This window comes from Ereboglobus luteus (assembly GCF_003096195.1).
GTDB lineage: Bacteria > Verrucomicrobiota > Verrucomicrobiia > Opitutales > Opitutaceae > Ereboglobus > Ereboglobus luteus.
The window spans coordinates 891,224-911,417 of sequence record NZ_CP023004.1 but is presented as its reverse complement, the minus strand read 5'-3'; the positions used below and the strand labels follow the sequence as shown (position 1 = coordinate 911,417).

The 20,194-nt window shown below is 60.9% G+C and carries 15 protein-coding genes; 6 read left to right on the top strand and 9 right to left on the bottom strand.

The genetic code is table 11. The annotated features are described in order from the left end of the window. Positions 1 to 32: 32 nt before the first annotated feature. From CKA38_RS03400 to panC, 3 genes are all read right to left on the bottom strand, one after another. Complete coding sequence (locus tag CKA38_RS03400; RefSeq protein ID WP_108824235.1) at positions 33 to 809, bottom strand: ABC transporter permease; 777 nt, start codon at positions 807 to 809, stop codon at positions 33 to 35. A gap of 50 nt (positions 810 to 859) precedes the next feature. Next, positions 860 to 2,206, bottom strand: a complete 1,347-nt coding sequence (locus CKA38_RS03395) for an FAD-dependent thymidylate synthase (protein ID WP_108824234.1) — start codon at positions 2,204 to 2,206, stop codon at positions 860 to 862. Between the two features lie 104 nt (positions 2,207 to 2,310). Next, a complete protein-coding gene (panC, locus tag CKA38_RS03390; RefSeq protein WP_108824233.1) occupies positions 2,311 to 3,153 on the bottom strand; it encodes a pantoate--beta-alanine ligase in 843 nt (280 codons plus the stop codon). Positions 3,154 to 3,381: 228 nt separating this feature from the next. On the opposite strand from panC, the gene glnS reads away from it, so the two are divergent. The 3 genes from glnS to CKA38_RS03375 all read left to right on the top strand — a co-directional run bounded on the left by glnS (position 3,382) and on the right by CKA38_RS03375 (position 7,875). Then, complete coding sequence (glnS, locus tag CKA38_RS03385; protein ID WP_108824232.1) at positions 3,382 to 5,175, top strand: glutamine--tRNA ligase; 1,794 nt, start codon at positions 3,382 to 3,384, stop codon at positions 5,173 to 5,175. A gap of 225 nt (positions 5,176 to 5,400) precedes the next feature. Continuing rightward, a complete protein-coding gene (locus tag CKA38_RS03380; protein ID WP_108824231.1) occupies positions 5,401 to 6,678 on the top strand; it encodes a hypothetical protein in 1,278 nt (425 codons plus the stop codon). 441 nt (positions 6,679 to 7,119) lie between these two features. Next, positions 7,120 to 7,875, top strand: coding sequence for a hypothetical protein (locus tag CKA38_RS03375; protein ID WP_108824230.1), 756 nt, complete (start codon positions 7,120 to 7,122; stop codon positions 7,873 to 7,875). Positions 7,876 to 7,899: 24 nt separating this feature from the next. Here CKA38_RS03375 and CKA38_RS03370 read toward each other — a convergent pair whose 3' ends face one another. The 5 genes from CKA38_RS03370 to CKA38_RS03350 all read right to left on the bottom strand — a co-directional run bounded on the left by CKA38_RS03370 (position 7,900) and on the right by CKA38_RS03350 (position 12,063). Next, on the bottom strand, positions 7,900 to 9,309 hold the full coding sequence (locus CKA38_RS03370; protein ID WP_108824229.1) for an MFS transporter: 1,410 nt from the start codon (positions 9,307 to 9,309) through the stop codon (positions 7,900 to 7,902). A 179-nt stretch (positions 9,310 to 9,488) separates the two neighbouring features. Next, complete coding sequence (locus CKA38_RS03365) at positions 9,489 to 9,884, bottom strand: hypothetical protein (RefSeq protein WP_152032645.1); 396 nt, start codon at positions 9,882 to 9,884, stop codon at positions 9,489 to 9,491. A gap of 93 nt (positions 9,885 to 9,977) precedes the next feature. Next, positions 9,978 to 10,775, bottom strand: a complete 798-nt coding sequence (locus CKA38_RS03360; protein ID WP_108824227.1) for a hypothetical protein — start codon at positions 10,773 to 10,775, stop codon at positions 9,978 to 9,980. 6 nt (positions 10,776 to 10,781) lie between these two features. Next, the gene (locus tag CKA38_RS03355) at positions 10,782 to 11,261 is read right to left on the bottom strand and encodes an ExbD/TolR family protein (RefSeq protein WP_161554704.1); all 480 of its coding nucleotides are present in this window, start codon (positions 11,259 to 11,261) and stop codon (positions 10,782 to 10,784) included. A gap of 118 nt (positions 11,262 to 11,379) precedes the next feature. Next, positions 11,380 to 12,063 carry a MotA/TolQ/ExbB proton channel family protein gene (locus tag CKA38_RS03350; RefSeq protein WP_108824225.1) on the bottom strand — a complete coding sequence of 228 codons (684 nt, stop codon included), beginning with the start codon at positions 12,061 to 12,063 and terminating at the stop codon, positions 11,380 to 11,382. A 179-nt stretch (positions 12,064 to 12,242) separates the two neighbouring features. Here CKA38_RS03350 and CKA38_RS03345 point away from each other — a divergent pair, with 179 nt between their 5' ends. Next, on the top strand, positions 12,243 to 14,063 hold the full coding sequence (locus tag CKA38_RS03345; RefSeq protein WP_108824224.1) for an ATP-binding cassette domain-containing protein: 1,821 nt from the start codon (positions 12,243 to 12,245) through the stop codon (positions 14,061 to 14,063). Positions 14,064 to 14,119: 56 nt separating this feature from the next. Here CKA38_RS03345 and CKA38_RS03340 read toward each other — a convergent pair whose 3' ends face one another. After that, the gene (locus tag CKA38_RS03340; protein WP_152032644.1) at positions 14,120 to 16,783 is read right to left on the bottom strand and encodes a tetratricopeptide repeat protein; all 2,664 of its coding nucleotides are present in this window, start codon (positions 16,781 to 16,783) and stop codon (positions 14,120 to 14,122) included. A 130-nt stretch (positions 16,784 to 16,913) separates the two neighbouring features. On the opposite strand from CKA38_RS03340, the gene hisN reads away from it, so the two are divergent. Next, positions 16,914 to 17,693: a histidinol-phosphatase gene (gene hisN / locus CKA38_RS03335; protein WP_108824222.1), complete on the top strand. Its 780-nt coding sequence runs from the start codon at positions 16,914 to 16,916 to the stop codon at positions 17,691 to 17,693. Positions 17,694 to 17,777: 84 nt separating this feature from the next. Continuing rightward, positions 17,778 to 20,111 (top strand): cation:proton antiporter domain-containing protein, encoded by a 2,334-nt coding sequence (locus CKA38_RS03330; RefSeq protein ID WP_108824221.1) that lies wholly within the window; start codon positions 17,778 to 17,780, stop codon positions 20,109 to 20,111. Positions 20,112 to 20,194 lie beyond the last annotated feature (83 nt).

Here is a 20,194-nt window from a genome sequence, read left to right as displayed (position 1 = left end):
TGTCCAGTGTAATAAGAGGCGTCATCGCAGGATCAGGCATTGGTCAGTTTGAGTATTTTTTTATCGTAATAGGCATGAAGAATCATGCCGAGGACGAGGAACGCCACGCTGACCAGGCCCGCCTCGGCCAGATGCGTCATTTGCGGGGGCTGGTTGTGGATTACGACCGCGCGATAGGATTCTATAAAGACAGCCATCGGATTTGCATAAAAGAGTGATTTTAAATTCTCCGGCACGAGTGAGGCGTCAAAGAATATCCCCGACATGAAGAACAACAGCCGGAATATGGAGCTCACCACCGTGAGAAGATCGTTCATGAGCGTGGCGCCGATGGTCAGCGGCAGTGTCACGCCGATAATCAGCAACAACTGCAACAGCATCAGGCCCGGCAAATATACATAATGAAAGTTGGGTGAATAACCAAACACAGCGGCCGTCACCAGAATTACCACAAACACGCACAGGAATTTCCACGTGTTGACCATGATGGACACAATCGGGAATATGTATTTCGGAAGGTTAAATTGCGTGAGGACGCCGTATTTGGCCTTGATTGCCGTGGCGCCGAGCATGCACGAGCTTTCGAACCACTGCCATGTGATCATGCCCAAAATAAGAAAAACCACATACTCGGGGCCGCCCTTGCCGGTGATTTGGGAGAACGCTATATAAAGCACAAGCGTGCTCAACATTGGCTCCAGCAAAAACCACAAATATCCCAGGTAATTCTGGCGCCCCTCGGATTTGATGCCGGCCAGTGTCCTATAAAAGACAATCCCGGCGTATCTCTTTAAAGTCGAAACCCACATATATGAATGATATTAATTAATAAAAATCCCGCGGTCGGAATGGGGGCGTTTTATTCCGGCTCGGCCGTGCCTTCGACAACCCACTGTTTTGCCTCCGGCACTTGTTTGAAAAACTCCCGCAGCGCCGCGCTCAAGTGCTCCGCGTAACGGAAATGCGCGCCCATTCCCGTGCGCAGTTCGGCTTCGTAGATGAACTTGTCCGCATGGGTGCCGTGCTCGAAGGGCGTTTGCGCGCCGAGCAGCATGCCGTGCACATACGCCGCCGAGCCGCGTCGCATCAGCTCGCGCGTCAGCTCCGCCTGGTCGTCGAGCAACTGCGCGTGCGCGGCGCGGTCGATTTCCGGCGGCAGATAAAACCCCGCCTGAATCAGCGGCGTGTAGCGGTTGCCCGTGCGGTGACGGTTCAGGTCGCGCAGCTCGGCGATGGCGATGTTGTTGAACGCAAACGTCACGCGCATGCGCCGTGTTGCGCTGCCTTGCTGGCCGTAACGATTCGCACGGTGTCGCAGCGCCTCGGCAATCGACTGGCTCTCCGGCAGAAATGGCGGCGTGGCGCGGTCCACATGCACCCACGTTTCATCGGCGAGGCCGTCGGTTGAGAGTTGTTCCAATCCGAGCGCGCAGCTCGCTTCCAACTCCGCGGCGGCCTGGGCCTGGCACGCCGCGTCGGCGTTGCTGTGGCGCATGAGGCGCGGTGATTGTTTCATCAATTCGTCGCGCAGCAGCTTCGCCGCGGCGCGCGCCTCGGGGTGGGGCAGCGAGTCGAGTTGTTTGACCAGTTGCGCCCACATGCGCGAGCTTTGCACAAGCGCTAGATTGGTGCGCGTGGCAAAGGGGATGAAATAACGGGCGCGATCGAGCGCGTAATTTTTGCGCAGTCGCGTGACGACCGCCTCCTTCGCTCCGGCGGGGATGCGCACGAGTTCCGGCTTGGCGAGGGCGAGTGCGTCGAGGCGCGCATACTCGGTGTTGTAGGCGGCAAAGGCGCGCGCCATCACGTCCTGCCAGCGCGCGGCGAGATCGTCGGGAATGCCGAGCTCAGCCGGGGCCGGCAGGCTCGTTGGCGCCATGGTGATGTAGCGCGTGCTGGATTCCTGGCCGTCGGCCATTTGCGCGAGTTCGAAAATTTTATACGCAAGCCACATCGATACATTGTCGAGCGCGATGGCCAGCCCGCCCGTGAGCCCGCCGATCGAGGCGTGCCCGTAATCGACGAATTTCAGGATGCGGTCGATCGACGCGTCGGGGTTGGCGAGGTCGACCTTGGCGAGGATGTTTGCGAGCCCGTCATTGCTGCGCGAGTAACGCGCGAGAACTGAGGCAAGCAGCTCGGGCGTGACTTTCGGCTGGTCGGATGCGGATGGCGGCGGAACAATGGCGAGACCGGTGACTTTCATTGGATGCGGATTTCGGATTGCGGAGCGCGGAATGTGAAGCGCAAAAACAAAAAATCCCGAATGCCCGGTTTTTTGCCCCGCAACCGGCGTCGCAACCGGTTCACTCACAAAATCATGTTGTCGATCAGTCGCACCTCGTCCACCCACACGGCGATCACCATGAGCACCTCGCCGGGAACGACTTCGCGCGCCGGCTCCATTGTGCGCCGGTCGACAATCGCCGCGTAAATAACGCGGAGCCTCCGCTTTTCGCCGATCATGTGAGTGACTTCCGCGACGAGGCGGTCAACTCGCCGCTCGCCTTTTTCAACCATCGTCTTCGCGTTGGCCAGCGCCTCGTTGATGGCAAGCGCCTCCTGCCGTTGCGTGTTCGTCAGGTAGCGGTTGCGCGAACTCATCGCCAGCCCGCCTTCCTCGCGCATTGTCGGGGCCACGAGGATTTCCACTTGGAAGTTCAAGTCAGCCGTCATTTTCATGAGCACGGCGGCTTGCTGGGCGTCCTTTTGGCCGAACACGGCAAACGTGGGGCGGACAATATTGAACAGCTTTGCGACCACGGTCGTGACGCCGCGGAAATGCGTCGGGCGCGAAATTCCCTCAAGGGGCTTGGCCACGCGTTCCTCGTTCACATAGGTCGAGTAACCCTTCGGATACATTTCCTCGTTCGCCGGGGCAAAAACCACATGTGCTCCCGTTTTTTCGCAAAGCTCCAAATCGTGGTCCAAGTCGCGCGGGTATTTGTTGAAATCCTCGCTCGGTCCGAACTGCGTGGGGTTCACAAAAACCGAGACGATCACCACGTCGGCTTTTTCCGCCGCGAGCCGGATCAGGCTGAGATGCCCTTCGTGCAACGCGCCCATCGTGGGCACGAGGCCGATTGTTTTTCCCCGGGCGCACAGGTCGTTTGCATACGCCTGCATTTCAGAAACCGTTGTGATTTTTTGCATGGATTAAGTGAAAGAGTTGTTTTGAGGCGAAAGGTTCCGGAACAAAATGCCACGCATGGCATTAATGGCACGCGCAAAATTTATTTCAAGTCGCGGTCCCGCCGCAGTTGACAGCGCCGCATGGCCGCCCCGACAAACCCACTTGCCACCGTCTGAGTCTCTTGGTTCCCTTTTCGCTTTTCCAATTTCACAAGCCACGTTTATCCAGTCACTCAGTCCCTACGAATCATGTCCGCCGAAAACACAGCCGAGAACGCCAGCACCGCGCCCACCGATTTCATCCGCGATATCGTCGCCGCGGACGTCGCGCAAAAACGCTACCCCAAAATCATCACCCGATTTCCGCCCGAGCCCAACGGCTACCTTCATCTCGGCCACGCCAAGTCCATCTGCCTGAACTTCGGCATCGCCCTCGAAAACGGCGGCGTCTGCAACCTCCGCATGGACGACACCAACCCCGCCAAGGAGGAAGTCGAATACGTTGAGGCCATCACCGACGACATCAATTGGCTCATTTCCGGCTGGGCCGACAAAAGAATCGGCCTTACCACCCCGCACGCCCATCCCGCGCCCGCCACGATCGACGGCAAACTCGACTATCACCTTCCCGCCGCCAACATTTCTGGAAACGCCGAATCCCAGCCCGGCGCATTTTCCCCGTTCTTCGCCTCCGACTACTTTGACGCGCTTTACGCCTATGCCGAGCAGCTCATCCTCAAGGGCAAGGCCTACGTTTGCGATCTCTCCCCCGAGCAAACCGACGAATATCGCGGCGCGCCCGACAAACCCGGCAAGCCCAGCCCCTGGCGCGACCGCACCATTGAGGAGTCGCTCGATCTCTTCCGCCGCATGAAGGCGGGCGAGTTCCCCGATGGCGCGCGCACGCTTCGCGCTCGCATCGACATGGCCTCGCCCAATGTCTGGCTGCGCGACCCGCTCCTCTACCGCATCCGCCACACCGCCCATCATCACGCCGGCGACAAATGGTGCGTGTATCCGCTCTACGACTACGCGCATTGCATTTCCGACTACATTGAGGGCATCACCCACTCCATCTGCACGCTTGAGTTCGTGGCCCATCGTCCGCTCTACGACTGGATTCTCGAAGCGCTCGACCTTCCCCGTCCGCTCCCGCACCAATACGAATTCGCCAAGCTCAACCTCGCCTACACCCTTTTCAGCAAGCGCCGCCTCATGCGCCTCGTTAAGGAAAATGTTGTCAACGGTTGGGACGATCCGCGCATGCCCACCATTGCCGGCATTCGACGCCGGGGCATCCCGTCCGCCGCCATTCGCAATTTCGCCTACAACATCGGCGTCACAAAATACGACTCCCTCACCGAGCTTGCCGTTTACGAAAACGCCATCCGCGACGAACTCAACGCCACCGCGCACCGTCGCATGGCCGTCTTGAAACCGATCAAAATCGTTCTCACCAACATCGCCCCCGGCGAAACCATCGAGTGCCGCGCCACCAACCACCCCGGCAACCCCGATCTCGGCACGCGCCCCGTCGAGCTCACCCGCGAAGTATTCATCGAGGCCGACGATTTTGCCGAGGTGCCGCCGCCGAAATACTTCCGCCTGAAACCCGGCGGTGAAGTCCGCCTCAAATACGCCTGCATCATCAAGCTCGACGAAATCATCAAGGACGCGGACGGACGCCTCGTCGAACTCCGCTGCACCGCCGACCTCACCACCCGCGCCGGCCAGCCCAACGTGAACCGCAAGGTCAAGGGCACGATTCACTGGGTCAGCGCGGCCAGCGCCATCGACGCCGAAGTGCGCCTCTACGACCGCCTCTTCACCGTCCCCGAACCCGGCGCGGACGACAACTACCTCGACCACCTCAACCCGAGCTCCGTCGAAACCGTCACCGCCAAGCTCGAGCCTTCCCTTGCCGACGCCGCGCCCGATGCGCGCTACCAATTCGAACGCCTCGGTTATTTCACCATTGATGGCAAGGATAGCAAACCCGGCGCCCTTGTCTTCAACCGCACTATCACGCTCAAATCAAAGTAGCGGAAATTGGACGCTTTTGTCGCGGGAGCGGAATTCCCGCAAATGCACCTTTTTCAATAAAGTTGCAATATCAAGGTGTGTAGATACTTACATATTGACTATTTTTTATGTAACTTCTAATACGTGCATTGTTCAGCATATATAAAATACGTCCACACGTGATGGTTTCGGTGTTTTCAAGACACTCCGAAAAACACTGCCACCACCTGTCTTGCACAAAAAACAGTGAATACGTTTCAAGTCTCAAACACCTTTTTCCGCACAATCCTTATTATCATCGCGAGCCTCGCGCTTATAACAACCGCCTCGCTCGTCATCATCAATTTTGACCAGTCACCCGAGTCGGTCATCGCTCGCATCATGATCGCCGGGTTGCTTTTTGTGCCCGGCATCACTGCGATTTTCGGGCTCGTTTGGCTGCCGGTTTTCATCATTTCCCGCCTTCTCCTGCGCCACAGGTTCGACCGCCGCAAAATCCCGCTTTTCCCGGTTCCCGCGATCATCCCGCCCGCATGTTTTTTCGTGGCCGCCCTGGCGTTATCATCCCTCCTCCTGATCCGTTACAACAGCAACAACCGCCTTCGCGAAACCGTGGATCAAGCCCTTCGCGCCCCGGCACCGAACGCCGCCACATGGACCGCGATACCCGCTGACAACGACAAGGTGTCGGCCCAAGTGGAACGCTGGCTCGGCGAAAGTTTTGGCGTGCACGAACCCAAGCTCATTGAACTTGCGGAAAATTTCCCCGGCAACATTCCCATTGCGCAAAAAATCGTCGACCAAATTAGCGCGTCCACCCGCGTGCTCAACATCCTCTGGACCAATCACCGTTCGGAGGCCGCCGGGTTTCACGATGCGTCGCTGCGCCGCTTGCTCGTAAGCATCGCCACACACCCCGAGGCAAACGAGACCCTGGCCTGCGACATTGTCCGGCACACCAATGATCCCGCTGTGCGCGTCGCGATCGGACAGCACTATGGAAACTCGGTCGCCTTTCGCCAAAAATATCTCGACATACTTCTTTCGGATCCGTCGCCGCAAAGCCGTCGCATTGCCGCCGGCATCGTCAATATTTCCTATCCGCAGATGGTCAGCCTCGCCAGCGATCCCGACCCCTCGGTTCGCGCGCGCCTCGCGAGCAACCCCTACCTGCCCGACAACCTGCTCCGGCAACTCGACACGGATAACAATATCGAGGTGCGCCGCAATCTCATGCTCAACCCCAACGTCCCTGCCGAGTGGCGCAATGCGTATTATCGCGAAGCCATCATACACGAGGACCCCGAGTTTCGCGGACGCCTCGTGCGCGAAAACCCCGACTGTCCCGAATTTGTGCTGCGCAACCTTGCCAACGATGAGATCGCGGAGGTCCGCGCCGAAGTGGTCAACCACTCCAAAACCCCGATGGATGTGATCGGGCGCCTCGTCAATGACAAGGCCGCGCCGGTGCGCACACAGGCAAAAATGCGCATGCGCGACGATCTCGGTCCGGCGACTTACTGACAAAACCCAACCCCGACACGGTCGCAAGCGTCTCCCCGCACAACTCCAACAGTATCTGTTGGCGGATACCTCCATCCGCTCCATTTCGACGATATTTTCTCCAACGGCGTCAATGCCGTTAGAAGCCGCAAGGCGCGCGGCGACCGGCGTGCCCAGCAGTAAAACCACAACCGCAAAACCGCGCACAAAACGGCCGCCCCATGTTTGTTGTGGGGCGTGGCCGCTCTTTGTAGATTTGGCCATGTTGAGAAATCGGATGGACAAAAATTAAAAAATCAAAATCCCGGATGTCAGACCACTCGCAAGCGCGCAGGCTAAAAACTTCAACATCCAAAATCCAAAATATAGCAGGGCGTCATTTCCCAGTGGTTTAGAAATGCCGCAGACAGGTTGACAAAACAGGCGACGCATCAAGTGTTTGCTTCAATAAGAATATTTCGCATGCAAACGGAATTCACCGAAGAACGCGCGCTCTGGCTGTATCAACATTATCTGTGGCTTGAAAAAAATTTGCCGCCAAAAATAGAGCCGGAGCCAGCGCGCATTGTGTTGGCGACCAAAGATTTTTTTCCGGACACCTATGCAAACGATCATGCCTCGGCGGAATGCGTGTTTCAAAGAGTAAGGGATTTGATGGGATTATCCAACTGGGTGTGCAGATTGGAATGCGGAGATGATGAAGGACGTGCGATGCAATCCGACCTGCGCGCGAGCGGCATGCTTGGACAAACCTCGCAATCCGGCGCGGCGGGTTTGTTCTCCGCGTCACAGGAGGACGGGGTCGTGATCACTTATTCGTCCTCATTGTTGCAAAACCCGGTCGGGCTGGTGGCGACATTTGCGCACGAATTGTGCCACTATTTGCTCACAACAGTTGAGACGGAACCGCCTGCGACATGGGAGGCGCTGGAACCTCTTACGGATTTGTGCGCGATTACGGAAGGGTTCGGCGTGTTTCTCTGCAACGCGGCGTTTCAATTTACGCAGTGGACAAGTTACGACCAGCAGGGATGGAGCTGGCAGCGAAGCGGTTATTTGTCCGAGGAGGAGATTGCCTTTGCCTTGGCGGTTTTTTGCGTGAGAAACAAACTCGATGCTTCGATTATAGCGAAATCGATCAAGCCAAACGCGAATGAGATTTTTTGCGATGCGCTTGGTTACGTGGAGGCATTGGAGGAAAATGAAGGCGGTAAATAACCGGGATAAGTCGTTGGAATTTGCTCACTGAGCATTGGAATTTTCCGTGTCCGCCCCGGACTCGGGCTCGGGGTCCACTGGCTTGATTTCGTTGAGCGGCGGGACGGTGCGGATGGCGGGGAGCGAGAGGGCGACGCTGACCACGACCATGATTGTGCAAATGCCGCCGAAGGTCGCCGCGGCCACGGGGCCGAAACGCGCCGCCATCAGGCCGCCGCGGAACTCGGAGATTTCGTTGGAGCAGCCGATGAAGAGCTGGTTGACCGACGTTACGCGTCCGCGCAGGTAATCGGGCGTGAGCATTTGCACGAGCGTGTGGCGGATCACGACGCTGACGTTGTCGCAAATGCCGGTGAGGAAAAGCGCGAAGAGCGAGAGGAAGATGTTGCGCGAGAGCGCGAAGATCACGATCGCCGCGCCGAAGCACACGACCGACCAGAGCAGCGTGATGCCGGGGCGCTTGAAGGGGCGCGAGTGCGCCACGAAAACCGCCATCATGATCGCGCCGACCGAGGGCGCGGCGCGCATGCAGCCCGCCCAGAACTCGTAGTTTTCAAAATGAAAAACGTTTTTCGCGTAGAGCGGATACATCGCCGTGAGCCCGCCGAGGAGCACGGCGAACAAATCGAGCGTGATGGCGGCGAGCACTGGTTTTTGCCTCCAGATAAAGGTCGCGCCGGCGGAGGCCTTGGGCACGGGCAGCGAAGCGTCGCGCGGCTTGCGCGGCTGGAGCGCGATGCCGACGAGCGAGACGGCGAGCACGATGGAGAACACGGCATCCGCCGCATACACCGCCGTGTAACTCCACACGGCGACAAACCCGCCGAGCACCGGGCCGAGCACCGCGGAGAGTTCAAACGTGCTGGAGTTCCATGTGAGGGCGTTGGTGAGTTGCGACGGCGGCACGAGGACGGGGATGATCGAGCCGCGCGCCGGCGCGCCGACCACGCGCACGGTGGCGTGCAAAAGTTGAAGCAGGTAAACGATGGGCAGCGCGGGGTTGTCGAAATGGATCGCGCCGAGATTGTCCTTGCTGGTGAAAAAGTGAGCGACTGTTTCAATGAGATGATTCGCCCCGCGCAGGACGCCGACGTAGGGGATGCAGTCGTGAAAATGCGTGACCATGACGAGCATGATCGAGAGCGCGCACGAGGCGCTCATGGTGATGGTGATGATTTTGCGGCGGTCGTATTTGTCGGCGAGCACGCCGGAGGGCAGGACAAGAAAGATGAGCGGGATGACGTTGACCAGGCCGATGAAACCGATGGCGGCGGCGGAGTTTGTCCAATGCAGCACCTGGAGCGCGATGGTGATGCTCATCGCCTGGCGCCCGAGGTTGAACGCAAAATTGCTCAGCAGAAAACGGCGGAATCCCGCGTTGCGGAATGCGACATACGGATCAGGTTTTGCTTCGTCTGGCGGGCTGGCGCTCATCTGGTTCGGAATTGGAAAAACGCGAAGTGTCTGAAAATCGCGGCGCGCACGCAAGCATCGCGTGAGTGGCGGTCGCGCCGCCCCGGGATTACCATGCCATAAAAAACCGCCGCGGGCGCTTGGCGCGCGGGCGGCGGCTTGACGGGCGGCGTTGTGTATTTGGAAACCGGCTGTGATGCCTACTTGGCGCTCTTTGGCCTGGCGCCCTTGTCCCTGTTTTTTCCGCCTCCGCGCCGCTCCTGCATGGCTTTTTGATTCGCATCAAATGTTTTTTGCTGTTCCGGCGTGAGGACTTCGCGGATCTTGCCGTTGGCGTCCTGCATGATTTTCCGGCCTTTCGCACTGCGGCGTTCCTCCTTTGGAAGCGCCTGTGTTTGTTTGCGGGCCTCCGCCCTGATTGCGTCAACCTTGGTCTTCTGGTCGGCGGTCAAGGTAATGTCTTTAAGAAGCGCGGCGTTCATGTCGCCACGCTGACCCTGTTTTCCCTTGGGCCCCGCGTCCTGCGCGAACATCGCGGGAGCGGCAAGGCCGAGGGCAAGCACGAGGGAAACGATAACATATTTGAATGATTTCATGGTGTGTTGTTTTTTGAGCCGGCAAAATGTGCCCGGCGGCATCATTTGACGCGCGGCCCTTTGCGGAGGTTTCGCAAAACCACATGAAACGCGTCACGGTCCGATCCGCACTATGTAAAGGCCGGGGGCGAGTTCGAGGCGGAAGCCAATGTGCAGGTTTTTATCGAGATACTTGGAGAGATACTGCACGACCGCGGGGGCGCCGGTGCCTTTTATGAGCGTTGGCGGGGCGGCGAGGCCGGTGACGTCGATTGCGGCCAAAAATTCGAGCGGGGACCAGTCGCCTGTCGCGAGCGCGTCCGGCATGTCGGCAGGCCGGGTTTCGGGCCGGGGGACGGGGAGTTCGAGCACGACCCGCCCGGTTCCGGCATGAACTACCTCGACGCTGGCCTGGCGCGCGGGGAGCGGTGCGAGCGGAAACTCGGCGCGCCCGAGGGTCGCGTAGGGAGTCTGTGTGTGTCCGTAGCCCAGCGCCTCGACGGGGCGCGCGGGGATTTGGACGGGGTCGGGATACCTGATTGTGAAGGCGTCGTCGGAATAGGCGTAGCTCGGCGGAAAGGCGCGAAACGCCTGCTCCGGCTCCCTGTGGGAGATGCTCGCGAGGTCGGCCTGCGTGTAATTGTGCGACGTGGGCAGGAAGAGCGGCGCGGGGTCGAGCAGGAACGCCTCCTCGTCGAGGATTCGGTTGCGCTGCTTGTCCCCCATGTGCGCGATGTTTAGCGTGGCGGGATCGGCGGAAGTCGCGCGCGGAACGGCGACCGGCAGGCGCACGATCCCCACGAGCACGGAAATGCCCGCCACCAATGCGACAAGCGCCACGACCATCAAACCCAACATGCGGCGATGTTCAGCGCGCGAGCTCCATTGAAACAGGCCGACCTTGATTTTCATGGGCAATCATTGTCCCGCCTGCGGGCCGGAGGGGCGAAACGAGGGGGGCGATTGTTTTTCAGGGTTGGCGAGTATCGAAACCTTGAATCCGATTTCGCCGGCAAGGTCGGCGATGCGCGACACCTCCTCGATTGTCACTGCGGCGTCGGCTCGAACAAGAAGCGACGCGTCGGGCGAGTTTTTTATTTTTTCAGCGAGCCAGGCCTCAAGTTGCGCGTGGCTGACAATGCCCGTGTCGGCGAAGATTTGCCCGTTGGCCTTGATGCTGACGACAGTCGTGCCGGGCACGTATGAAACCCTGTCGGCCGGGCGCGAGGGCAGCTGAAAATCGCTGCTCTTCACGACAATGGCCGGCGAAAGAATGAAGCGAGATCCGAAAAACAAAAAGAACATCGCGATGAGCGTGAGGTTCACAAAATGCACCCAGTCGTAGCTGCGCGGAGGCGGGCTCAGCTTGGAATTGAGGTCGAGCGGGCGGGTGATCATCGCGTTGAAGAATGGTGGGGGATGACGCGTGAATGGTGAACGCCGGACGCACTCGCGAGTGGCGATATCTCGCGGCGAACCGGGCGATTGTATGGAAGGCGGGCTGTTCGTTTTGTTTTCACTCTTTGCCCTTTGCTGTCTTGCCTTTCGGGGCCGGCGCGCCGCCGTCAATGCCCTCGCCTTCGTATTCATTAATCAAATACTCCATGATTTCGTTGGCGGCCCACTCCATGTCGCGGGTGAGCGCGCGCACGCGGCCCCGGAGAAAATGGTGCCCGAGGTGCACGGGAATCGCGAGCAGGAGGCTGGCGGCGGTGACTGTGAGCGCCTGCCAGAGGCCGTTGGAGAGGGCGGTGGCGGTGGCAAACTCGGCGCCTTGCATGAAGGCGTGAAACGTCATGATCATGCCGAAGAGCGTGCCGAGCAATCCGACGAGCGGCGCGACCTGGCCGATGGCGGCAAACGCGCCGAGGCGGCGTTCGAGCGAGGGGATTTCCACGATGGCCGCCTCCTGCACGGCGTAGCGAAGTTTTTCCGGCGGCTTTCCGGCGTGCATGAGCGCGGCCTTCACAATCGAGGCCACGGGGCCGGGCGTTTCCTCGCAAATGGTCGCGGCCTCGACGAGGCGGCGGTTGTTGAGCGTGTTTTTGATGCCGTCGAGAAACGCCTTGGACTTGATTTGTCCGCGATGAAGATAGAGCGCGCGTTCTATGAACAGCACGATTGCGACCGCCGCCATGAAGACGATGACCAGCATCATCGGGCCGCCTTTTGAGAAGAGACTGAAATCGAATCCGGACATTCCGAGTATTAGCATTTAGTGGATGCGCACAGATTTGCAACGCGACATCCGCGGCGGCGAGGAGAAAAACACCTCCACCCTCAAACAGGCGCCGGACGATGCCGCGCGCCTTGTCGGGTTCGCGAGACGATTTTTCTTCCCATTCCTCATTCTCCGCCTCGAAATCCGCGTTCCTTCGCATGGCTCTCGTAAACTTACTCGACATCAACCTCGCCTTTGGCGGACCGGCGGTTCTGGAAAACGTCAACTTCCAGATCGATCCCGGAGAGCGCGTCTGCCTGGTCGGGCGCAACGGCTCGGGCAAGACCACGCTCATGCGCGTGATCGCGGGCGAGATGCAATCCGACACCGGCGTCGTCTCGCGCCAGCCCGGGGCGCGGTTTGCGCGGCTCACGCAAGAAATCCCGGCGGATGTGCGCGGCATTATTCACGATATCGTTTCGTCGGGACTCGCGGAGGTCGCGCACGAGGAATCTTGGGAGCGCGAGCTGCGTCTCGAAAAACTCCTCGAACGCATGTCGATCAACCCGCGGGCGGATTTCGCCGCGCTCTCCGGCGGCTTGAAACGCCGCGTGCTGCTTGCGCGCGCGCTCGCCTCGCAACCCGACCTACTCCTCCTTGACGAGCCGACCAACCACCTCGACCTCGAGTCAATCCTGTGGCTGGAAAATTTTCTCCTTAACGAAAAAATCTCGCTCTTCTTCGTGACGCACGACCGTGCGTTCCTGCGCCGGCTCGCCACGCGCATTGTCGAGCTCGACCGCGGCATCATCACAAACTGGGACTGCCCCTACGACACCTACCTCGCGCGCCGCCAGGAACGCCTTGAGGCCGAGGAGCGCCAGATGGCCGCCGCCGACAAAAAACTCGCGCAGGAGGAGGAGTGGGCGCGTCGCAAACCCAGCGCGCAGCGCAAGCGCTCCGGCGCCCGCCTCGAAGCGCTCGCCGCCATGCGCGCCGAACGCCTCGCCCGCCGTGAGCGCACCGGCAATGCCAGCATGCGCCTCGCCGAGGCCGACCGCTCTGGCGTGAAGGTTGTGGAGGCGGAGGAGATGTCGTTCGCGTATCCAAACGGCAAATGCATCATCCGCGATCTCACAACCACGATCACTCGCGGTGATAAAATCGGCATCATCGGTCCGAACGGCTCGGGCAAAACCACGCTCATAAAACTCCTGCTCGGCGAACTCGCGCCAACCGCCGGCACGATCAAGCACGGCACAAACCTAGAGGTTGTTTATTTTGACCAGTTCCGCGCGCAAATCGACGACGACAAAACCGTGGCCGACAATATCGCCGACGGAAACACAACCGTCACCATCGACGGACGCCAGCGCCACGTGATCACCTACCTTCAGGATTTTCTTTTCTCGTCGCAACGCGCCCGCACACCCGCGCGCGTGCTTTCCGGAGGCGAGCGCAACCGCTTGCTTCTCGCGCGTCTCTTCACAAAACCCGCCAACGTCCTTGTGCTCGACGAGCCCACCAACGACCTCGACGCCGAGACGCTCGACCTCCTCGAAAACCTGCTCGTTGAATATCAGGGCACGCTGCTTCTCGTGAGCCACGACCGCGACTTTCTCGACAACGTCGTCACGAGCACGATGGTCATGGAGGGCGATGGTCGCGTTGCCGAATACGTCGGCGGTTACGCCGATTACATCCGCCAGCGCGCCGCGCTCGACTCAGCGGCGGCATTGCGCGCGCAACAAGCCTCGCCGGCCCTTGGCAAAAAAACATCGTCCACGCCCGCCAAGTCCGCCCGCCCCCGAAAGCTCACCAACAAGGAAAACCGCGAGCTCGACGAACTTCCCGCCAAAATCGAGGCGCTCGAAGCCGAGCAAGCCGGGCTCACGGCCAAGCTTTCCGATCCCGATTTCTATAAAAGTGATTCCGCCGCCGCCCCGGTTGTTCACGCCCGTCTTGAGGAATTGGAGTCAACCCTCGCCACCGCCTACGCCCGCTGGGAGGAGTTGGAGACAATCCGGAACGCCACCTGACTATTGTGCAACAAGCCGGCGGCGTTCGCCGAAACTTCCGGCGCCTTTTTCGTGTTTCAACCGTTCCCTCTCGTGATGCGATTTTGGGCGAGGGTGGCGCCGGGGAGGTCCTTGCGGATGATGAGGGAGTAGGCTTCGCGGGCTTGGGTGAATTTTGACTGCTGCTCGAGCATTTCGCCAAGGCGGAGCAGTGTGCGCGACATCCAGTAGCGGCCCTTGGGGCCGAGCTTGGCGGCTTGGGTGTCGTCGAGGAGGAAGTCGTTTATCATCTGCCACCAGATGGTTTCAAGCCGGGCGGGGGTGTTGCGGGCGATGAGGTTGAGGCCGAACTTGTAACCGGCTTCGACGCGAAGATCCACCGGCGCGGCGGGAAGATCGAGGAGGCGTTCATAGATGGCGGCGGCGCTTTCGGCGCGGGATGCGTCCGAACTGGCGATGGCGGCGTAGCAGTCGGCGAGGGCGAGCTCGGCGATCAGGGCGTCGCGGAATTCGGGGAATTTGTAGCGGTTGATGAGGTCGCGATAGGTTTCGATGGCGTGCCCGTATTCGTTGATGGTGCGAAGGAGGTTGCCTTGCCTGAGGCGCGCGTAAAAGACGAGCTCGCCTTGCGCGCCGGGGTTGGTGTTTTCCTCGTTTAACACAAGGTCCTCGAGGAGGCGGTAGGCTTCGCGGTAATACTGATCCTGCGCGCGGCTTTCGGCGTAGATGGCGGCTTGGTAAAGCGCGTAGGAGGCGTAGGGGGTGCCTTTATAATCGTCGGCGAGTTTGCGGAGAAGTCCCTGCGCCTCGACGATCTGGCCGCGCCTGGCTGCTTGGTCGGCCTCGATAATGTAGGAGCGGATGGCGGCGGCGGTTTTCGGGTATTCGCCGCGGAGCAGGCGGAGGGTCGAGGCGATCTTGTCGGAGGGCGACTGCCCGGGTTGGGCGAGGGCGTAACCGGCCTCGACTTCCAGGAGGAGCGCCATGCTGATGATGTCGGCGCGCAATTCAGGGTCCACGTCATCGAGGGAGTTTTTTATTTTTTCGGCATGGGCGATTGCCTGCTCGTAGTTGCCGGAATCGTAGGCAAGGCGCATTTGGAGCCATGCCATGCGGGCGCGAAGTCCGGCGGGCAATGTTCCGTCGCCCGTCGGTTCGGCGAGCAGTCGGCTGACGCGGGCATAGGCTTGCGCGGTTTCGCCGGCGGCTTGAAGCGCGCGGGAGAGGTTCCACTCGGCCTGCCAGCGATTGACTGGGTCGAAGCGTTCGTCGTTGGAATAATCGTCGAGAACTTTTTGCGCGGAGGCGAGGGGGCCGCCGTTGGAGTGGGCTTGGATTTCGGAGAGCACCCGTTGGAACATGAGCATGCCGGGCTCGACTCCCTCGGGAACATCGGCGAGGGCGGAGCCGTAGGCGCCGGAAGCGTTGCGGAAATCCTTGGCGCGAAAATAAGCCTCGGCAATGAGCACGCCGAGCCGGGCGTGGACGGGGCCGAATTTCAACTCGGTGCGCGCGCGCGCGGCCCAGTCGGCGGCGGCGCGATAGCGGCCTTGTTCCCATGCGATGGCGGTTTGCACGCCGAGCGCGGCGGCGCGAAGCGGCGAGCCGGGAAACTCGGCGAGGAGCCGGCTGGCGTCGGCTTCCGCGGAGTCGAAGTCCTTGCCGGTTTGTCCGGCGAGGGCGAGTTGGGCGCGGAAAAGGAGCAGGTCGTCGAGGATCGGATGGGGCGGGGTGGCCGCGATGAATTGGTTGAGCCAGTTGTGAAACTCGGTGGCGCGTTCCTTGGTTTGGGATGCGTTGGCGAGGAGGCGGAGGGCGGCGCGTTGTTTGTCGTGGTCGCTGGAATCGGCGAGGAGTTTGCGCAAGGCGTCGCGTCCGGAGTTGTCGTCGGCCCCGGCGATGAGCCCCAGGAGGAGCCGCCACTCGTCGCGAATCGCGGTTTCCTGCTGGGGGAGAAACTGGAGTTGTGTCTGGAGAAGGGTGACGGCCTCGCTGCGGCGGTTGGCGGCGTTGAGCGCGACGGCGAGCTGGCTGATGGCGCCGTAACTGTCGCGGCGTCCGGGGTTGCGGTCGACTGTCTGGCGGAGGCTGGCGATGGTGTTTTCGCCTGCCTGGCCGAGGAAGAGCTGAACGCGTCTGCGCGAGAGCATGAACCAGGAGCGCTGCGCATCGGTGGCGGTCGAGGTTTCGGCTTGCTGGTATTGCTGGGAGGCCTGCGTGTAGTCGCCCGCTTCCTCCGCGAGCATGCCGCGCATGAAAAAGAGCCACGGGCGGTCCGATTGGGGCAGGTCTTCCGGCTGGAGCGAGGCAATGGCGGAGCGGGCGTTTTCGAAACGGCGCGCGCGCGCGTCGATCAATGCCTGCCGGAGAATAACCGCGGGAGTAGGCGCGCCGGAGAATTGTTGCAGGGCTCCGGCCGCTTCCTCGATGCGGTCGTCCTCAATCAGCGCGGTGGCGAAGGCGAGAGTGACGCGGTTGTGTGTTTGCGGGGTGGCGATGGTTGCGGGGTCGTTGAGAAGCTGTCGGTAGATTTCGGCGGCGATGGAGGGCAGGCCGGTTTCGAGGGCGCGTTGCGCGGCGAGCTCGGTGAGCACGCCGGGGCCGGGTGCGACGGGCGGGGTTTGTTCGGCGGGGAAGGGCACCGGCGGCGCCAGCGATTCCTGCGCGCGCGCTGTGCCGGTCGCGTTTGCGACCATCAGGAATGCGGCGAGGGCGAAGACCAATGTCTTGGGCGGAATCATGAATGCGGGCGAATTTGCGCGGAATGGCGGCCCGTGGCAAGGGCGGGCGCGGCATAAATCGACATAATTCGGCCTGAGTCGATTTGAATCGATTTGGAAAGCGGGAGCGGGCAAGGTGACGCGAAACACCATGAGCAATTTTCCAGAGCTTTCCGAGTATCGCGATTTCATGATCGAGCTGGCGCGGCGCAGCGGTGAATTCATCACGCCGCACTTCGGCAATCCGGGGCTGGCGGTCGAGATGAAAGGCGACGCGTCGCCCGTGACGGCGGCGGATCGCGGCGCGGAGGAATTGATGCGCGATATGATTGCGAAAAAATTTCCCGCGCACGGAATCGTTGGCGAGGAGTTTGGCAACGAGCGCGCGGACGCGGAATGGGTCTGGGTGCTAGACCCGATCGACGGCACGAAGTCGTTCATCTCGGGCGTGCCGTTGTGGGGGACTTTGATCGCGCTGAAGCATCGCGGCGAGCCGGTGCTGGGCGCGATTCACCAGCCGGTGCTCGGGCAGTTGATGGTTGGTGACGGCGTCGAGACGATGCTCAACGGCCGCGCGGTGCGAGTGCGCGAGTGCGCGCGCATCGAGGAGGCGACGGTGCTGACGAGCGACCCGTTGAACGTGAGCAAATATCAAAACGGCCCGGCATACGATGAGCTGCTTGCGAAGGCGCGGCTCGCGCGAACCTGGGGCGATTGTTACGGCTACCTGTTGCTCGCGGGCGGATGGGCGGACGTGATGCTCGACCCGATCATGAACCCGTGGGACATCCAGGCGTTGATTCCGGTGGTGCGCGGCGCGGGCGGCGTGATCACGGACTGGCGCGGCGGAGACCCGGTGAACGCGGATTCGATCATCGCGGCGGGGCCGGGGTTGCACGCGCAGGTTGTCCGAATGGTGAATGGCAAATAGCGGAAGTGGCGCGGCCCAAAAAAATGGGGCGCGGACGGTTTTCCGGCTTTCACTTCTTGGGCTTCGCGATTCATCATTGGTTTCGTGCATAATACCATCATTCAGGATCTGGGGGTTCTTTTGCTTGCGGCGGGGGTCGCGGGCATTGTGTGCAAGCGGTTTGGTTTGTCGGTGATTGTCGGGTATTTGATCGCGGGCATTATCATCGGGCCGCACACCTCGCCTGTTGTGTTCATTCATGACGAGGCGCGCATCAAGGAACTCTCGGAGCTGGGCCTTGTGTTCGTGATGTTTTCGATCGGGCTTGAGTTGAGTTTGTCGAAGATCGGCAGGATGGGGTTTGCGACGCTTGCGGCGACCGCGCTGGGGGCATTTTTTATGCTGCAATTCACGCTGCTGCTCGGGTGGTTTTTGAACTGGTCGACGATGATGAGCCTGTTCGTGGCGGCGATGCTGATGGTGTCGAGCTCGGCGGTGATTTCCAAGATCATGCAGGAGTTGAAACTCAATCACGATCGCGCGGCGCAAATGGCGCTGGCCATAACAGTCGTGGAGGACGTGGTCGCGGTGATCATGCTGACGGTGCTCAGCGCGAGCGTGACCTCCGGCGGCGAGGGCGGCGGCGGGGTGGGCATGGTGCTCGGGGTGATGGGCGCGTTTGTGGTGCTGCTGATCATGGCGGGGCTGCTGCTCATGCCGCGCGTGCTGCGAAAGCTGGAAAAGAAAAACGATCCCGAGATCCAGACGATCATCGTCGTGGGGCTGCTGCTTTTGTGCGCGTTCCTGACTGTGAAGGCGGGCTACTCGATGGCGATGGGCGCGTTTTTGTTCGGCGCGGTCGTGGCGGAGATCAAGCAGAAGATCGCGATCGAGAAAGATTTTGGGGGAATTAAATATATTTTCAGCAGCGTGTTTTTTGTGTCGATCGGCATGTTGATCGATTTGCGAATGCTCGGCGAGGTGTGGCTGACGGTGGTGCTGCTGGGCGCGTTTTCGCTGTTTGTGCGTCCGATCGCGTGCGGTTTTGCGCTGGTGATTGTGGGCATTCCGCCAAGGCAGGCGCGGCGCGGCGGGCTGCTGCTCACGCCGCTGGGCGAGTTCACGTTTATCATCGCGCAGGCGGGCGTGACGGCGGCGATTTTGCCGGCTTCGTTTTATCCGGTGGCGGTGGGGCTTTCGATTTTGACCGTGCTGGCGACGCCGATTCTGAACCGTTTTGCGGACCCGATTTTAAATTTCATGGACAAGGTGGAACCGCGTTTCGTGACGCGCGCCATCGCCGCGTATCACGGCTGGTTGCAGGACATCCAGACGCGCCGTTCGGGCAGGCCGATGTTTCAGTTGATTCGCGGTCGCCTGCCCACGCTGGTCATCGAGATTTTGCTGGTGAGCGGGCTGCTGATTTTTTCGGGGCGGATATTGACCGAGCTCGAGGTGTCGTTTGCCGACACGATAAGCCCCGAGACGCTGGGTTATATTTTCTGGTGCGTGGTGGGCGTGCTGGTGCTGATTCCGCTCGTCGCGGTGTGGCGCAATCTTTCGGCAATCGCCATGATCATCGGCGAGGGGCTCGGCGGCAGTCCCGACACGCCCGCGCGGCTGCAATCGCGCGCGCTCACCGGAGTGCTCAAGGCAGCGGCGGCGGTCGGCGTGGCGTATTGGCTGTATGCGTTGCTGCCGCTCAAGACGCTGCCGGGCTGGGGTTGGGCGATCATCGGCGTCGGCGCGGTCGCGGTGATGGTCGTTTTTTCCAACAAGCTCATCTATTGGTATAGCTCCTGGGAAAGCTCCGTGCAGGAAGTGCTCGCGGAGGATTCGCGCGCGCCTTCGCAAGTGCGCGAGGAGGCGCGTGTCGCGCTCGACCGCAGCCTCGGGGAATGGGATGTGGGCCTCGATGATTGCGTGGTGCCGCGCGGCGCCGAATACACCGGCCGAACGCTCGCCGAGCTCGCGATACCCACGCGTTTCGGCTGCTCGATTCTGGAGGTGGAGCGCAACGGCCACGTGATCACCGCGACGGATTCGGGGCTGCGCCTTTACCCGGGCGACAAGCTCCTCCTGCTCGGCCAGCAGGAGCAGATCGACAGCGCGCGCGCATTTTTCGAGCGCGTCGCCGAGGCGCAAGGCCGGTCCGGGGACGATTCGCCGGATGACAACGAGGAGGCCGACGGTGTGTTTGGCGGCTCGGTGCTGGAGACGTTTGTGATGCCCGAGTGCGAGCGCGCCGGAAAAACGCTCGCCGAATTGCGCATTTCGCAGGCGACCGGCGTGCGCGTGGCGGGCATCCGCCGCGGCACCGAGCAGATTGTCAACCCGATCAGCAGCACGCGGTTGCTCGCGGGCGACTGCCTGCTTGTCGTCGGCACGATTGTGGAGCTGCGCGAGTTTCGCAACTGGGTCGTCAGTGCCGGCGCCTAAGCAAGGCGCGCTCGCAAGGGCGCGCTTTTTTGTCAAAAAAACTAAAATCGCCGCCGCCCAATCGCGGCAAATGGCGTGATCGC